The 16,423-nt window shown below is 34.9% G+C and carries 11 protein-coding genes; 4 read left to right on the top strand and 7 right to left on the bottom strand.

Translation table 11 applies throughout. The annotated features are described in order from the left end of the window. Window positions 1–18 precede the first annotated feature (18 nt). From BBI01_RS14835 to BBI01_RS14810, 6 genes are all read right to left on the bottom strand, one after another. Window positions 19–2,133, bottom strand: coding sequence for a TonB-dependent receptor (locus BBI01_RS14835; protein ID WP_065395970.1), 2,115 nt, complete (start codon window positions 2,131–2,133; stop codon window positions 19–21). After that, complete coding sequence (locus BBI01_RS14830) at window positions 2,133–3,335, bottom strand: PepSY-associated TM helix domain-containing protein (RefSeq protein WP_065395443.1); 1,203 nt, start codon at window positions 3,333–3,335, stop codon at window positions 2,133–2,135. The genes BBI01_RS14835 and BBI01_RS14830 overlap by 1 nt, the downstream gene beginning before the upstream one ends. Window positions 3,336–3,370: 35 nt before the next feature. Further along, window positions 3,371–5,578: a TonB-dependent siderophore receptor gene (locus BBI01_RS14825; RefSeq protein ID WP_065395442.1), complete on the bottom strand. Its 2,208-nt coding sequence runs from the start codon at window positions 5,576–5,578 to the stop codon at window positions 3,371–3,373. A 151-nt stretch (window positions 5,579–5,729) separates the two neighbouring features. Then, complete coding sequence (gene secA, locus BBI01_RS14820; protein WP_065395441.1) at window positions 5,730–8,804, bottom strand: preprotein translocase subunit SecA; 3,075 nt, start codon at window positions 8,802–8,804, stop codon at window positions 5,730–5,732. Between the two features lie 126 nt (window positions 8,805–8,930). Next, entirely contained in the window at window positions 8,931–9,152 is a 222-nt protein-coding gene (locus BBI01_RS14815; protein WP_002662059.1) for a DUF2795 domain-containing protein, read from the bottom strand. A 136-nt stretch (window positions 9,153–9,288) separates the two neighbouring features. Beyond that, window positions 9,289–10,317, bottom strand: coding sequence for a GDP-mannose 4,6-dehydratase (locus BBI01_RS14810; protein ID WP_065395440.1), 1,029 nt, complete (start codon window positions 10,315–10,317; stop codon window positions 9,289–9,291). Window positions 10,318–10,407: 90 nt separating this feature from the next. Here BBI01_RS14810 and BBI01_RS14805 point away from each other — a divergent pair, with 90 nt between their 5' ends. Next, window positions 10,408–11,205: a DUF2797 domain-containing protein gene (locus BBI01_RS14805; protein ID WP_065395439.1), complete on the top strand. Its 798-nt coding sequence runs from the start codon at window positions 10,408–10,410 to the stop codon at window positions 11,203–11,205. A gap of 22 nt (window positions 11,206–11,227) precedes the next feature. After that, window positions 11,228–13,894 carry a DUF748 domain-containing protein gene (locus tag BBI01_RS14800; RefSeq protein WP_438830675.1) on the top strand — a complete coding sequence of 889 codons (2,667 nt, stop codon included), beginning with the start codon at window positions 11,228–11,230 and terminating at the stop codon, window positions 13,892–13,894. A gap of 89 nt (window positions 13,895–13,983) precedes the next feature. On the opposite strand, the gene BBI01_RS14795 is transcribed toward BBI01_RS14800, so the two are convergent. Beyond that, window positions 13,984–14,334, bottom strand: coding sequence for a hypothetical protein (locus BBI01_RS14795; RefSeq protein ID WP_065395437.1), 351 nt, complete (start codon window positions 14,332–14,334; stop codon window positions 13,984–13,986). Between the two features lie 174 nt (window positions 14,335–14,508). On the opposite strand from BBI01_RS14795, the gene BBI01_RS14790 reads away from it, so the two are divergent. Further along, window positions 14,509–14,703, top strand: coding sequence for a hypothetical protein (locus tag BBI01_RS14790; RefSeq protein WP_065395436.1), 195 nt, complete (start codon window positions 14,509–14,511; stop codon window positions 14,701–14,703). A gap of 122 nt (window positions 14,704–14,825) precedes the next feature. Continuing rightward, the gene (locus BBI01_RS14785; RefSeq protein ID WP_065395435.1) at window positions 14,826–15,872 is read left to right on the top strand and encodes a PA0069 family radical SAM protein; all 1,047 of its coding nucleotides are present in this window, start codon (window positions 14,826–14,828) and stop codon (window positions 15,870–15,872) included. Window positions 15,873–16,423 lie beyond the last annotated feature (551 nt).

The following is a 16,423-nucleotide window of genomic DNA, read 5'->3' as shown; positions in this document are numbered from 1 at the left end:
TATGGTAGATTAGTTTGATTAAAATTTATATTCAAAAACTAAAGTTCCTCTTTTCCCTAAAGAATTCACGAACTCGCTGTCTCTTGCAGACCACCATGCAATAGATGGCTGATACAATCTATTGAAGAAGTTTTCAATTCCCAATGATACCTTCCAGTTTTTGTAAATTTCACAGCTTACTTTTAGATTAAATACTGTATAATCTGGTACATATCCTTCTCCGTAGGCATACAATCCGGTTTTTGTATTGGGTTCAAATCTATTCTGTCTGAATGAATGAAGCATATCAACCCCAATAAAAAGTTCCGGGATCGGTTTTACTTGAAGATAGGCAAGCACTTTCGGAGCAGAAATTCGGCTGTTATTGATCTTTGCAGGATAATTACCATTGTCATCAGGAGAAGTGATCCCTTCCATCCAGCTGTAGCTTCCACCAAACTGAAGCCATTTAACAGGAGTGAAATGTAAGAACCCTTCTACACCATAAACGATTTCCGGAGCTCTTTTGATCATTAATGCTCTGTCTGCACTTTGTACAAATGTAGCACCTAATTTTGAGGTACTTACATAAGATGTCAATTCATAATTTAACCAATTGGAAATCTGTCCTGTAGCTCCTAGTTCGTAGTTGTTGACAATAATAGGTTTCGTTTCAAGGTTTTTAATCGTTTCCGAAGTTGAGGTTCTCAGAATTCTTCCTAATTCATTGATTGAATAAGCCTGTGAAAAACTTCCGAACAGATTGATATAAGGTTCGATATTATAACGAAGACCAATATTTCCTACCAATGCATTATAACTTAGTTTTCCGCCATCTACAAAGATACTTTTGGTAAAAGTTCCATCGTTTTTGATTACAGAAAGTGTATTGAAATCGTCAACATTTACTTTAATGTTTTCATAACGAAGTCCTCCTTTGATCGTTAATTTTTTGAACAAATCTATTTTTGCCAATACGAAAGGCGCAATATTAGTCATGCTCATATTCGGGGTCCAGAAACGTCCGTCCTCAAGTTTCTGTACCGTCTGATCATTCAGAATATCCACTCCGTACATGATTTCTCCTTGTGAATTCTGAGAGTTCCAAAGCTGAGTATCAAAATTTAATCTTGCACCTGCTTTTTTAGAGAGAACATTAGATTGCCCACCATTGAAAAAGGTGTCACTATATCCGTAGACTGTTTTAAAATCCTGATAGTAAAGATTTACGTTTAATGAAGTTCCTGCAAACAGATTTTTATTATCATAGCTTACACGGATGCTATGGTTTTTTGGAGTTCCCTGAGGCGTTGTTTCAAGGCTTTTTCCTTCACCTTCACCAATCGTTGGGGTAACGCCGTATACTCCTGTTTTTAATCCTAAATTAAGATTGGATCTTGAAGAATAGCCAATATAAGATGCTTCAACTCTTTGGTTTTCATTGATGTCATAACCTAACTTCAACATTCCGTTATAGTTATCCATCTTTGCAGTACTGTAGGTAGGGGTAAGATAAACTTTGTTGGCATCTTTCATATACCCGGTTCTTTCATAGGCTAATGAAAGGGTATAGTCAAATTTATTGACTTTTCCTGATAAAAGCTGGCTGGCTCTTACTCCTAAGGTTCCACCGGATTGTTGTCCTGTAAATCCTATTTGAGAGATCCCTGAAATCTTCTGATCCGTTTTGTTTCTTTTTGTAATATAGTTGATGATCCCGCCATCTGCGCCGTTTCCATAGATTGAAGAAGCCCCCTTGATAACTTCCACTCTTTCAATCGCGGAAGGGTCAATTACTCTTAAATCTCTCGCTCCGTTTCGAAGTGGAGTAGATTGTGGAATACCGTCAATTAAAACTAATACCTGACGACCTCTTAAAGTTTGTCCTGTATTGGATGTTTGTCCGGAATTCGTTCCTAAACTTGGAACGGTATACTGCAAAATGCTTGTAATATCCGAATTGACGGTTAATTGAGACTGAATTTGTTTTTCGCCAACGACTGTAATGGAGCTGGGAACTTCTTTGATGTTCTCCTTTTTCCTTGAAGCAGTCATTACGATTTCCTCAACATCTTTGGTTTGTAATGTATCCTTAATCTGGGCAAAAACTGTTGTAGTTCCCAGGCAGGCTGCTGATAAAAGCACTTTTTTCATTATATTTTCTTTCCTTGTTTCTTTCTTTTTCCCCACCAGATCAGAAATCCGGTAACGGGAAGTGATGTGCATATAAGACCGGCAATAAACCAGATGATTTTTCCAAATAAACCAAAGTAGGATCCTGTATGGATGTCATAATTGGCATTGGCATATTTCTCGGCGTTATTCAGTTTGTGATGAGGTTTGTTGGCTAGTAGTTTTCCTGTATATTTATCAAAAGTCAGTGTATTTCTTTCGCTGAATCGTCCTTCTTGTCCATAGATGGTAATCGGAAGGTTAGTAAGCTCTTTTCCTTTCTTATTTTTTCCATTGAGTGAAATTCTATAGCTGGAAGCTTCAGCGTATAGTTTTTCAGTTTGTAAAGCTGTTATATCAAAAAGATCAGACCTCTTTGCCATCAATGAATCAGGAGATTTTATCTGTTTTTCCTTTGGTTGTTCCCAATAGCCGGATAGGGTAAGATTAAAAGTATTTTTTACATAAGGATATGCAAAGTAAATCCCGGTAATACTCATTATTAAGGCAATAAATGAGGCATAAAAGCCTAATACATTATGAAGATCATAATTTTTACGTTTCCAGTTTTTTACATTTTTCCAATTGAACCAGAATCGTCCTTTTCTTGCATTTTTATTTTTGGGCCACCACAGGATAATTCCGGTGATTAACATGATGATAAACAATACAGTAGGAATTCCTACTACATATGGTCCCCATTCGGAATTTAATAAAAGTCCCCAATGTATATATTTCAAAATATTGAATACATCATATTTTTCATCATAAACAGCAAGGATTTCCCCTGTATATTGATTAATATAGACCTGCTTGTTAATCAGTACCTGCTGAAAATAATTCCATCCTTTCTTACTCTTTTCATAGTATAAAAAACGATATGATTTTCCTTTGTCAAGAGAGATTTCTACTGAGTTTAGCGGGTATTTTTCATTAAGCTCCATACTTACTTTCTCACGAAGCAGGTTAATGGACAACGGTTTTTTTGAAGAATCTTCCTGTTTTATATAAATAGCTTCTTTACGCAGACTGTTTTGTACTTCATCCTTAAAAACATATAAAGTCCCTGTAAGAGAGACAATGAAGACAATAATACCAACGGACAAACCAAACCACAGATGTAGTTTGGCAGACCATTTCTTTGCTGGAGAAACTTTCTTTTTATGGTGATGTTTCTTTTTCATAGAAAAAGTTAACCCCTGAAGGGCTAACCTTTATTTTAAAATTTATATCCGATTGATAATCTAAAGTTTCTTGGTGCATCTGCTTGATAGTAGTAATACCCTGCATATGGAGCTCCTGAATATAGATATCTATTGAAAACATTAAATACATTAAGGTTCACTCTGAATTTTGAATTTTCCCATGAAGCGCCGGCATCAAATTTTACATAATCAGCCATTTGTTGGGTATTTGTACTTCCCCAACCCCAGCTGCTTCTGTCTGCCATATAAGTTCCTCCAAAGCTTAATCCGAAACCTTGAAGAATATTATTGGAGAAAGTATAGTTTAACCAACCGTTTGCCGTGTGTTTTGCATATCCTGGAACACGGTCTCCTTTTTTGCTTACAGCTGTATTTTCGGTGAACTTATTCTCTGTAAAGGCATAGTTGAAAATAGCATTGAATCCTTTTACAATTTCACCTTTAAGGTCAAATTCTAATCCCTGCACTCTTGTCTTTCCAAGTAGAATAGAGTATTTTCCATTTGGGTTATTTGTAAGGTCTGGATCTCCTGTAATTTCATTATTTTTATTAATATTATATATTGAAAGAGTAGTATTCCACCTACCGGCAAACCAGTCTTTCTTAAATCCTACTTCAATATTGTTTCCTGTTAATGGAGTTGCAGTTGTTCCATCTCTGAATAAACCTGCCTGAGGAACAAATGACTGATCATACAAAGCATAGGCAGCCATATTTTCATTAATAGAATAACTTAATCCAATACGAGGTGTAATTCTGTTAGCCTCTGCTTTTGTTCCGTAGTTAACCTCTTTTACATTGGTATAACGGGCTGCTAAAGTAAGTCTTAATGCATCATTGAAGAAACCTAATTCGTCCTGTAAGTATAACCCCGTATATCTTTGGTCAATGGTACTGCCGGCTCCCGCCCTTACAGAAAGTGGAGTAGACTTGTTGAAAGGTTTATAAGCTGCAGTATTGTTTGGTCCGAAATATCCACCTTGTCCATTACTGTCATAATTGTTTGTATCGATATTGTACCAATAACTATGATCTGCTACATTATTATTGTCCGCATCAAAATCTCCATTTGCATTAAATTTATCCATGTTATATCCCTGAGACCAGTCTGCCATGTACTTTTTACTTCCAAGGTCAAGTCCTGCCAGAATTTTGTGAGAAACAGATCCTGTTTTTACATGCCCATTTAGGAAAACCTGCCCGAATTTCATGGTATTATCAGCTTCCCAGTAATTTAAGCGTCTGATCATATATTTCCCTTCGAACATACTTGGCCAGATGTCACTTCCCATTGTGTATTCATTCACATACGTCAATTGAGAGGTTAGCTTCCAGTTTTCATTAAATTTATGTTGTAAATTGACATTGATGGTATTGTTATCAACTTTTGTAGGGTCAAGACCAGGATCAGTAATTGTATATCCAACTGGTTTTGCTTTGTATCCCTGAAAACTGAATACATAAGCAGAACCTACTTCAGACATCTTTGCCTTTTGGTATATGTATTCTGCTGTTAAAGTAGTTTTATCACTAAGATCTACTTTAACAGATGGGTTGATGATATATCTGTCATTGAATTCATAGTCTCTAAAACTATTTTTATTCTGAGCCATTAAATTCAGTCTGAAAGCTACCTTGTCTGTAATTTTTGTGTCAATATCTGTTTCTCCTCTATACATATTGAAACTTCCAAGAGTAACTCTGGCTGTTCCGTTAAAAGTCTGTCCGGTTGGCTTTTTCGTTACAATATTATAAATCCCGCTTGGTTCACCGTTTGACATTAAGAATCCTGATGGTCCTTTAATGAATTCAATGTGATCAACGTAGCTCATATCCTCACTTAAAGGTCCCCAGCTGGAAGTTACATTCACACCATTCATGAAAGCTGCAGCTCTGGCTCCTCTCATATTTACTCTGGTATACATATCTCCCCAATGCTCAAGTCTCTGAGCTCCGGCAACGTTTCTTAAAACTCCGTCACTTAAAGTGGTAACCTGTTGGTCTTCTAAAGCTTTATTGGTAATGATTGAAATGTTCTGAGGTATTTTAATAAGGGCTTCATCTAGACGAAGAGAAGAAGAACCCTGCTTTTCTACATACTTCTTATAATATCTTCCGTTTACAACTACTTCTTCAATATCATTAGATTTAATAGAATCTTTCTCCTGTGCTGTTACCATAATGGTACCCAGCAGGGAAGCGCAGATCAGTACATTTTTCATGAAAGTCAAATTTTATGCAAATATATTATTTTTAAATATTCTAAATAAATAATATATTTGATTTTTATCATAAAATTATTATACAATCAATAACAAAAAACCGCTCAGGTCAATGCCAGAGCGGTTTTTTGTTATTATGATTAATGATTTCTTACGCTGGAATTTCTCCTTTGTATAAGAAAGAAATAATCTCTTTGTTCAATTTATCGATCATTTCACTGAATAAGTGGAAAGATTCTTGCTTGTAAATTACAAGTGGATCTTTCTGCTCATAAACAGCTCCCTGAGAAGATCTTCTTAAATCATCCATTTCACGAAGGTGAAGTTTCCAGTTTTCATCGATGATTGATAAAGTGATATTCTTCTCAAAATCATTTACTAAACTTTCACATTTCGTTTCATAAGCTTCTTTCAGGTCAGCAACAATAGTCATTGTTTTGTGTCCGTCTGTGAAAGGAACCTGAATCATTTTGAACATTGAACCTTGATTTTGGTATACATTCTCAATAATTGGGAATGATTTTTCCTTCAATAAGTTCAGTTTCATCTGATAGTCTTCCTGAGCAGCTTTGAATAGGATATTGGTAAGATCCTGAATATTTTTGTTATTAAAATCATTCTGAGAAACCGGAGATTCCATTGTGAATGTTTTAATGATGTCATATTCAAAATCTTTATAATTTCCAGTAGCTTTCCCTTTCGCAACGATAGAATTAGCCACATCGAAAATCATATTTGTAATATCATATTTCAAGTGATCTCCGAATAAAGCGTTCTTTCTTCTCTTATAGATTACGTCACGTTGTTTGTTCATTACGTCATCATACTCAAGAAGTCTCTTTCTTGTTCCGAAGTTGTTCTCTTCTACTTTTTTCTGAGCTCTTTCGATAGACTTACTGATCATAGAATGCTGAATAACTTCACCTTCTTTGTGACCCATTCTGTCCATCATTTTAGCAATTCTCTCAGAACCGAATAAACGCATCAGGTTATCTTCAAGAGACACATAGAACTGAGAACTTCCCGGATCTCCCTGACGACCAGCTCTACCTCTCAACTGTCTGTCAACACGTCTTGAATCGTGTCTTTCAGTACCGATAATTGCTAAACCTCCTGCTTCTTTTACTTCTTTAGATAATTTAATATCCGTTCCACGTCCTGCCATGTTGGTTGCAATGGTTACAACTCCCGGCTGTCCTGCTCCAGCAACGATTTCTGCTTCTTTTTTGTGAAGCTTCGCGTTCAATACCTGGTGTGGAATCTTTCTTAATTGAAGTGCTTTTGAAAGCAACTGAGAAATTTCTACTGAAGTAGTACCTACAAGTACAGGTCTTTTAGCAGCAGTTAATCTTTCGATTTCCTCAATTACAGCGTTATATTTCTCTCTATTAGTTTTGAAAACTAAATCTTGTTTGTCATGTCTTAAGATAGGACGGTTGGTTGGAATTACTACTACGTCGAGTTTGTAGATTTCCCAAAGCTCACCCGCTTCCGTTTCAGCAGTACCAGTCATCCCGGCAAGCTTGTTGTACATACGGAAGTAGTTCTGAAGCGTAACAGTTGCAAAAGTTTGCGTTGCTGCTTCAATTTTTACGTTTTCTTTAGCTTCAATCGCCTGGTGAAGACCATCTGAATAACGACGTCCCTCCATGATACGACCTGTCTGCTCATCAACGATTTTTACTTCACCATCAATTACCACATATTCATCATCTTTTTCAAATAATGTATATGCTTTCAATAGCTGGCTCATCGTGTGAACTCTTTCAGATTTTTCAGCAAAATCACTGAAAAGTCTTTCTTTAGCTTCGAATTCTTCTTCTTTAGATAAATTTTTAGCCTCTACTTCTGCAATCTCAGTTCCAATATCCGGAAGAACGAAGAAGTTAGGATCAGAGTTACCTTGAGACATGTATTCAACACCTTTGTCGGTAAGGTCTACCTGATTGTTCTTTTCTTCAATTACGAAATAAAGATCTTTATCTACGATCGGCATATCACGGTTGTTGTCCTGCATATATTGCGCCTCCACTTTCTGAAGCAATGCTCTGTTTCCGCTTTCCGATAAGAATTTGATTAATTGTCTGTTTTTAGGAAGACCTCTGTAAGCCTGAAGTAATTTGAACCCTCCTTCTTTAGTATTTCCTGCAGCGATTAATCTTTTCGCTTCATTGAAGATTGTAGAAACAGTTTTCTTTTGAACTTCAACAATTCTGTCGATAGAAGGTTTAAGAACGTCAAATTCCTGTCTGTCTCCCTGAGGAACCGGACCTGAAATGATCAAAGGTGTTCTTGCATCATCTACCAATACAGAATCCACCTCGTCAACGATAGCAAAGTTCAATTCTCTTTGTACTAATTCCGAAGGTGAAGTTACCATGTTATCTCTCAGATAATCGAAACCGAATTCGTTGTTCGTTCCGTAAGTAATATCAGAGTTATATGCTTTTCTTCTTCCGTCTGAGTTCGGCTGGTGGTTATCGATACAATCGATAGACATTCCGTGGAACTGATAAAGAGGTCCCATCCAAGCGGAGTCTCTTTTTGCAAGGTAGTCATTTACGGTTACAACGTGAACCCCTCTTTCCGGAAGTGAATTTAAGTAAATAGGTAATGTTCCTACCAAAGTTTTACCTTCACCGGTTGCCATCTCAGCAATTTTACCACTGTGAAGAATAATACCTCCGATAAACTGAACATCATAGTGGACCATATCCCAAACTACAGGAGTTCCGGCAGCGTCCCATGAGTTTTTCCAAACAGCTTGGTCTCCCTGAATTTCAACGAAATCTTTTCCTGCAGCCGCAAGTTCTCTGTCCCAGTCACTAGCAGTTACACGGATTTCTTTATTCTGAGCCCATCTTCTTGAAGTTTCTTTGATCAATGCAAAAGCTTCCGGAAGAATCTGAACCAAAACTTTTTCTTCAATTTCGTATGATTCTTTCTTTAAAGACTCAATCTTTGAGAAAAGAGCTTCTTTCTCGTCAACGTTTGTTGAATTTTTTATCTGCTCTTTAATCTGTTCTATTTGAGCTGTAATCTTGCTGGTAGCATCTTTAATACTTGCTTTAAACTCAGCAGTTTTTTGTCTCAAACCATCATCCGACAATTGTTGGATGTTGGGTTCTACAGCCTTGATTTTTGTTACAACTTTTTTTACTTCTTTTAGGTCCTGCGCTTTTTTGTCTCCCAAAAACCCTTTAAGAACTTTGTTTAAAAAACTCATAAATTTTTTGCTTTATGCTTAATGCAAGATGCTTTAAGCGTTTTAAATGACACGCTTATCGTGTAAGTTAATATATAAAAAAGGGCAAAAAAGCTCTAAGCACGCAGCCTAAAGCTTATCGCTTTATTAATATTCGTCCTCGTTCCAAAGGAAATCCTCGTCAGTTGGATAGTCGCTCCAAACTTCTTCAATAGACTCATAAATCTCTCCCTCATCCTCAATCGCTTGAAGGTTTTCCACTACTTCCATCGGTGCACCAGTTCTGATCGCGTAGTCAATAAGCTCTGCTTTTGTCATTGGCCAAGGTGCGTCACTTAAATATGAAGCTAATTCTAATGTCCAGTACATAATTTTCTAATTTTTTGCAAAAGTATAAAAATAGGTTGTATAATGAACTTTTTTATACTTGATTTTCAATTCTTTTTATAATTTTTTCCTATAAATGACTGTCACCAACTGCATGGCAGCCCTGTCAGAAATTTACTTAATGTCGTTTTCTCAAAAACCATTCCACAAATTTTTTTATGCCATTTTGGAAGTCTGTGTCAGGTTTATAGCTTATTAAATCCTTTGCTTTTGTAATATCTGCATTTGTTTTTGTGACATCTCCAGGTTGCATTGGCAGATTTTTTTTAATAGCTGTCATTTGAAGAACTTTTTCAATAGTTGCTACCATCTCCGTTAAAGTAATTACCTGACTTTCTCCTAAATTAATGATTTCGTACACACCAGAGTTGTTTTCCAAATAGATTATTGATTTAATGATTCCATCAATGATATCATCAATATAGGTATAGTCTCTTGCTGTATCTCCATCACCATAGAAAGGGATTTCTGAACCTTCATAAATAAGCTTGGTAAATTTATGTATAGCAAGATCAGGGCGCTGTCTGGGACCGTAAACAGTGAAAAACCTTAATTGTATCATATCTATACTATATAAGTTATGATAAACATGCCCCAAAATTTCGCCACACTTTTTAGTGGCAGCATAAGGTGAAATTGGATTATCTACATTATCCGTCTCAGAAAATGGTGTCTTTTCATTGTTTCCGTAAACGCTTGAAGAAGAGGCACAAATGAATTTATTGATGTTGAATTCTTTGCATAGTTCCCAAAGATTCATGCTTCCGCGAACATTTACTTCTTCATATTCCAAGGGTCTTTCTATAGAAGGGCGAACACCTGCCAATGCGGCTAAGTGAATTACCATATCAATAGAATGATTTTTAAAGACATTTTCAAGACCTTTTTTATCTCTGATATCTTGGTAATAAAGAGTATAATGATCAGAGTGGGAGAGGGAAATCAAACGCTGAATATCATCTTCTTTATTGGTGAATTTAAAATCCGAATTTTTACCAATAGACTCTAAAGTATTTTTAATTTTTATCTGATAGCTGTAGAAATCATCAAAATTGTCAATGTTTATGACAGAATGTCCATTTCTTAATAATTGTTCAATTAAATGGGAACCGATGAACCCGCTGCCTCCTGTTACAAGATAAATCATCTGTGGTTTTTTATTAACACAAAAATATAAATTTTACTTTTTGAAAAATATAATCATTAAATTTACGTAAAAAAGTAATATAAATATAATATGCAGTTTCAAGGGCAAATATTAAAAATGACAAGCTACGATGCTAAACCTATCCAATACTACCTCAATCTTTCAGGAGATTTGATTCATATGAATGAGCTGTTAGGGAAAGAGTTAAGCATAAAACATATCGGATTCCAATGTGTAAACTGCGGAGAAGATAAGCCTATCTACAGAATGGGTTTCTGTAAAAACTGTTTTTTTGAAAGCCCGTATGCAAGTGATACCATTATCCGTCCTGAGCTTTCTACAGCGCATTTAGGTGTTGCAGAACGTGATTTGGAAATAGAAAAACAAATTCAGCTACAGCCTCACACGGTTTATCTTGCTTATACCGGAGATGTGAAAGTAGGAGTAACAAGAAATACACAAATTCCTACAAGATGGATCGACCAGGGAGCTACTTTTGCCTTGCCGATTGCAAGAACGGAAAATCGTTATGAAGCAGGAATGATAGAAGTTGCTTTAAAAGATCATTTAGCAGATAAGACGAACTGGAGAAAAATGCTTCAGGATGATTTTGAAGGAGAAGTAGATCTTGCTGATTTCAGACAGAAAATTAAAGAATATTTTCCTGCCGATTTCCAAAAATTCTATAGTGAAGGAGAAGAATTATGGATGTTTGATTACCCTTTTGAAAAACCAGAAAAAGTAAATTCATTTACTTTAGATAAGAAATCGGAATTTACGGGTAAACTTACAGGGATTAAAGGACAGTATCTTGGATTTGAAGGCGGGAACTTTATTAATGTAAGAGGTCATGAAGGATATGTAATTGAATTAAATGTAAACAACTGATCATAACAAAAAAACAAACCAAATCACAAATATGAAAAAATGGGTAAAAAGACTATTAGTAGGCTTCGGAATTCTGGCAGGATTACTTCTTGTTGCGAATTTCGGACTTAATTATTGGCTTAAAACCCGTCTTCCTGAGTATATTAAGAATAACACAGACTATAAAGTTTCCTACAAATCTTTGGATGTAGATCTTAGTACCGGGAACATTCTGGCAACCGGAATTTCTGTTAATAATAAAGATCCGCAGAATACAGACGTCATTGGTCTTCAGGGAACTGTTGATACTTTAAAAATAAGTCGCTTTGGGATCTATGATGCAGTTTTTAATAAAACAATAAGCTCATCAGATCTATTGCTGGCAAAACCTAACCTGAATATCATTCTTGCAAAACCTGTTAATAAGAAAAAGGAAAAGAAAAAAAGTCCGTTCTTATTTGAAAATATCAGGATTAATGATGGGGAAATTGCTGTTTTTAGGCATACCAAACAAAAATTTATATCAGTTCAAAAACTCAATCTGTTTGTAGAAAACCTGCAAATGACAGAAGAGTCAGTGGAGAATAAATTGCCTGTAGTATTTGACAGATATAGTATTAAAGGTGAAAAATTCTTTTTCAGACCTGATAATGTATATGCTGTTACGATTAATACCATCAATACTGCTGACGGACAAATGTCTGTTGAAAATTTTAAACTGATTCCGCTTCTTTCTTTTGAGCAGTTTAAGAAATATTACCCTAAAAAAACACAGCTCTTTGAGTTTTCAATCCCGAAAATGGATTTTAAAGAGATTGTTTTAAGCAAGAATAAGATTGCTCTTGCAGATGCAGAATTTCAAAATCCTCTTTTAACGGTTTATAATACCGGCGTTAAAAAAGAGAAAAAAGAAGTAAAAAAAATAAATTTTGAGGTTAATTTAGAAAATATTAAACTTAAAAATGCGGTTGCTCAAATTAATAAACCAGACGGAAGTAAACTATTATCTGCTGCCAATCTTAATTTGAATATCAATAAACTGACATTTAATAAAGAAACATCAGAGCAAATTATTCCTGTGGGTTATCATGATTTCACATTCTCTGGTAAAGACATTATATATTCCGATCACCAGAATATTAATGTCGGAAGTATTGCTTTGAAGCCTACGAATGGGGAAATCAACAATTTGTCATTTACACCCGGTTCTTCTGAAAAGGGAAAAACCACGATGGATTTGAAATCCAATCACATTGCATTTAATATCAATAAACTGGAATTCATTAATAAAAAACTGAATCTGGACATTAAAGACATCCTCGTTGAAAATCTTAATGGGACAATTAAAGCAGGTGAAAATAAGCCAAAGAAAAATAAAGGTTCTGAAATTATACAATCTGTTATTGTAAGAAAGGTTTCTCTAAAGAATTCAAATATTATTTATGATAAAGGAAAAGAACCACTGGCATTCCATGACCTGAATGCTACTGTAAACGATATCAAGATAGGAACAAAACCTAATGATCAAAACCTATCATTTAATGTAAAAGACTATTTTTTAACCACAAGAAATTTTGCTTACAAAACTCAGTTTTATAATATTAGTGTTGGTCTTTTAAAACTGAATAAAAATAAAGTTCAAATCAATAATTTTGGCATGAAACCTCTTGTTTCGAGAAGCCAATTTATCAAAATGATACCCGTTGAGAGAGATTTGTATGACTTGAAAGCAGGGCAGATATCAGCAGAGGGAGATTGGGATCTGTTTTCTCAAAACAAATTCATCAATGCTTCTCATGTTACAATCCAATCTGCAGATGCAAATATTTTCAGGAGCAAAATTCCGAAAGATGATCCCAAAATAAAAGCACTGTATTCCAAAATGCTCCGATCCATCAAAATTCCAATGAATATTAATAATCTGGATCTGAAGAACTCTATTTTAGTTTACGAAGAAGATACGCCTGAAAGTATGGGACCCGGGAAGCTTACCTTCAGCAATTTTAATATGAAGGTTAAAAACCTGAATTCTGCTAAGGCAAAAGGAAAATCTACCAAAGTTGATATTAAAATCGATTGCTCATTCATGAATTTGTCGCCACTTTCTGTGAACTGGAATTTTGATGTAGCAGATCAAAGTGATAGATTTTCAATTGCTGGAAAAACATCCAACTTACCAGCAAACGGGATCAATCCGTTTATCAGACCTTATCTTCATGTGACAGCTACAGCAGGAACTATTCAGGAGATGCTGTTTAATTTTAAGGGCAACCCGGAAGGATTACACGGAACATTTAATTTAAAACATAAGGATTTAAAAATTGCTGTTCTGAACAAGCATAATCATGAAAAGAAAGGGTTTTTGACAGCCGTTGCAAATGTTTTCTTAAAATCAAACTCCGGAAGTTTTCCTGAATCTGTGACCGTTGAAAATGTGGAACGAGATCCAACAAAATCCTTTTTTAACCTCTTTTGGAAAGGAATTGAGCAAGGTTTAAAGAAAACTTTAATCGGTAAGAATGTGGAAAAAACAGAAGAGAAAGTGAAAAATGCAGTCTCTAAAGTAAAAGATATGAAGCAGTCTGTGAAAGAGATTAAACAAGAGATAAAAGATAAAAAGTCTTCATCAGAACCACAGGAAGAAAAGAAAGAAAAGAAAGGGTTTTTCAATAACATCTTTAAAAAGAAAGAAGACACTGAAGAGAAATAATATTTTAAACCATTAAGAAGCGATTGGCTAGAATATAGATAATCAAGATATTCTTAATGGTTTAAAAAATAATATGTATGGTATTGAATTTAAAAATTAAACTCATTACTTTCTAGAATAGGAACGTTTCTAAGGAATTCATCAAATTTTTCCCCTGGGTAATTGCTGTCTGCACCATAAGAGTCTATAATCATTCCGCGGTTTCCTGAATCATCTTTTAAAACATATAACACAGCACTGTCATCAGGATTGCTGTCTCCCTCAAAACGATAAGTCTTCAGAATAGTTAAATCAGCAGGTTGATAAATTTTTTCAGAATTTTCAAACTTCATTTCTCCGTTTTCATTCATCCTGAATTCTCTTTGGATTCCTCTTTCGGAGAGCTTTTGCATAACTTGGCTTAAGGTCGTCATTCTATCAATGTTTTCTGAATTTTCCATAATAATATTTTTGTTAATAAGTACAATAATTAAACCATTGCTTTTCTAAAGATAAGAAAAATAAAGGATTACAGTTTCCCTAAAAATAAACTTTAATGTTAACAAAATTTATAATTTAAAAAAATAAAATAGGTACACTTTTTGCAATGCATACTGTAATAAATCAAAGAAAATATGAAAAAAGAAGTTGGAGTTTTACTGGCAGGGGGAGTTGGACTTTTGGCAGTATTAAGTTTAATAAGCATTAAGAAAATTTTGACTAAAAAAGATAAAAAATATAGTGATGCCTACTCGGATTATCACAGGCACTTTGATGAAAAGAACCAAGAAGATGAAACTCATGGAGTTGAATTTTACGCGCTGAAGTAGTAAAAAAATATATTTAATTATGTTTGTCCAACACTTTTCTTAGGTGTTGGATTTTTTTTGTGGAAAACTTTAATGTTAAAGTTCATTATTTTATAAAAATTCCATTCTAATTTTACATCAGGATGCAAAACGAAAAATTCATAAAAGGTCAGGGAGCTCAGCGGAACGTTATCAATCGTTTCGACAGATATACCTATGAGCCTGAAGATGAAGATTTCGAAACTGTAAAGACTTCTTTCACCGAAGTATTCCCCAAAACTATTGTTAATCAGGTCAAAAGTGAAGACCTTCCAATGGAATATTCCATGAATCCTTATCAGGGATGTGAACACGGATGCTCTTACTGCTTTGCAAGACCTACCCATGAATATTGGGGTTATAGTGCAGGTGTTGATTTTGAAAGAAAAATCATGGTAAAGAAAAATGCCCCAGAATTGCTGGAAAAATTTTTTCAAAAAAGAGGTTATAAAGCAGCTCCGATTTTGTTGTCTGGGAATACAGATTGTTATCAACCGGCAGAAAGGCAATTTGAAATAACCAGAAAATTACTACAAGTCTGTCTTGATTACAGACATCCTGTCAATATTCTGACAAAAAATGCTTTGGTATTAAGAGATTTGGATATTTTAGTTCCAATGGCGGAGCAGAATCTTGTCTCCGTTTCATTAAGTATTCCTACGATCAATGAAGAATTAAGAAGAAAAATGGAACCAAGAACAAGTTCTGCAATGAATAAGCTTAAAGCAATTGAGTTTCTTTCAGAAAATAAAATTCCCGTACATGTTATGGTGGCGCCTATTATCCCAGGATTGAACAGTGATGAGCCTTTAAATATTCTGAAGTCAATCTCAGATGCAGGAGCTTTAGGATTTGGATATACCTTGGTAAGACTCAATGATACTGTAGAACCTGTTTTTGTTAATTGGATAGAAACTCATTTTCCAGACCGAGCACAAAAAGTTTTAAACCTGATTCGTTCCATGCGTGGTGGAAAACTTGGTGATAAAAGGTATTTTGAAAGACAAAGGGGAGAGGGGAATATTGCTGAAATGATTCATACAACTTTTAAAATTGGCAGAAAGAAGTTTTTTGACGGAAAAGAATTTCCAAAACTATCTACAACAGGCTTTACAGGAAGTAAAGATCAGCAGTTAAGATTATTTGATTGATGGTCTCATAGTTTTAGGTATATATAATAATGCTAATTTTTCATTCTCACCATTTATTTATGAGCTTATTCCCGCTCTCCACTTTTACTCCTCGCGCTTAGCTCTCCATCCCAAAGCCTAAAACCTCTCCAGCGTGTGCTGTGGGGTAGCCGTTTCTATCGGGGCTAGGGGAGAAGTGCCTTTAATGAATGATAAGTAATGTAGCGATAGTCTCCACTATAGGCATTCATCACCGTATTAGTTATCTTTTAGTGAACCCAATAATACTTTTACTTTCACCTCTATATAATGTATAATAAGATCAACCATTCATTTTATGAAGGATTAAATCCATTATATATAATATTCCTAAAACATCTATACTTCTCTGCGCAATCCATGCCTATGTATTTAAATAAAATATGCCCAACCACAATCCATTCACTAGAACCGGCTTTAGCCCGTTTACTAAATAAATCTCAACATAGGTTTTAGCCCAAAGATAAAACCCACCCACACTCCAGCCCTCATACTCTTGGATCCCACTCCTTCAAACATATGTTTAAAATTTT

Origin of the sequence: Chryseobacterium artocarpi (assembly GCF_001684975.1) — a bacterium.
Taxonomy (GTDB): Bacteria; Bacteroidota; Bacteroidia; order Flavobacteriales; family Weeksellaceae; genus Chryseobacterium; species Chryseobacterium artocarpi.
The sequence above is the reverse complement of the archived record's forward strand: the minus strand, read 5'-3'. Positions and strand labels throughout refer to the sequence as shown.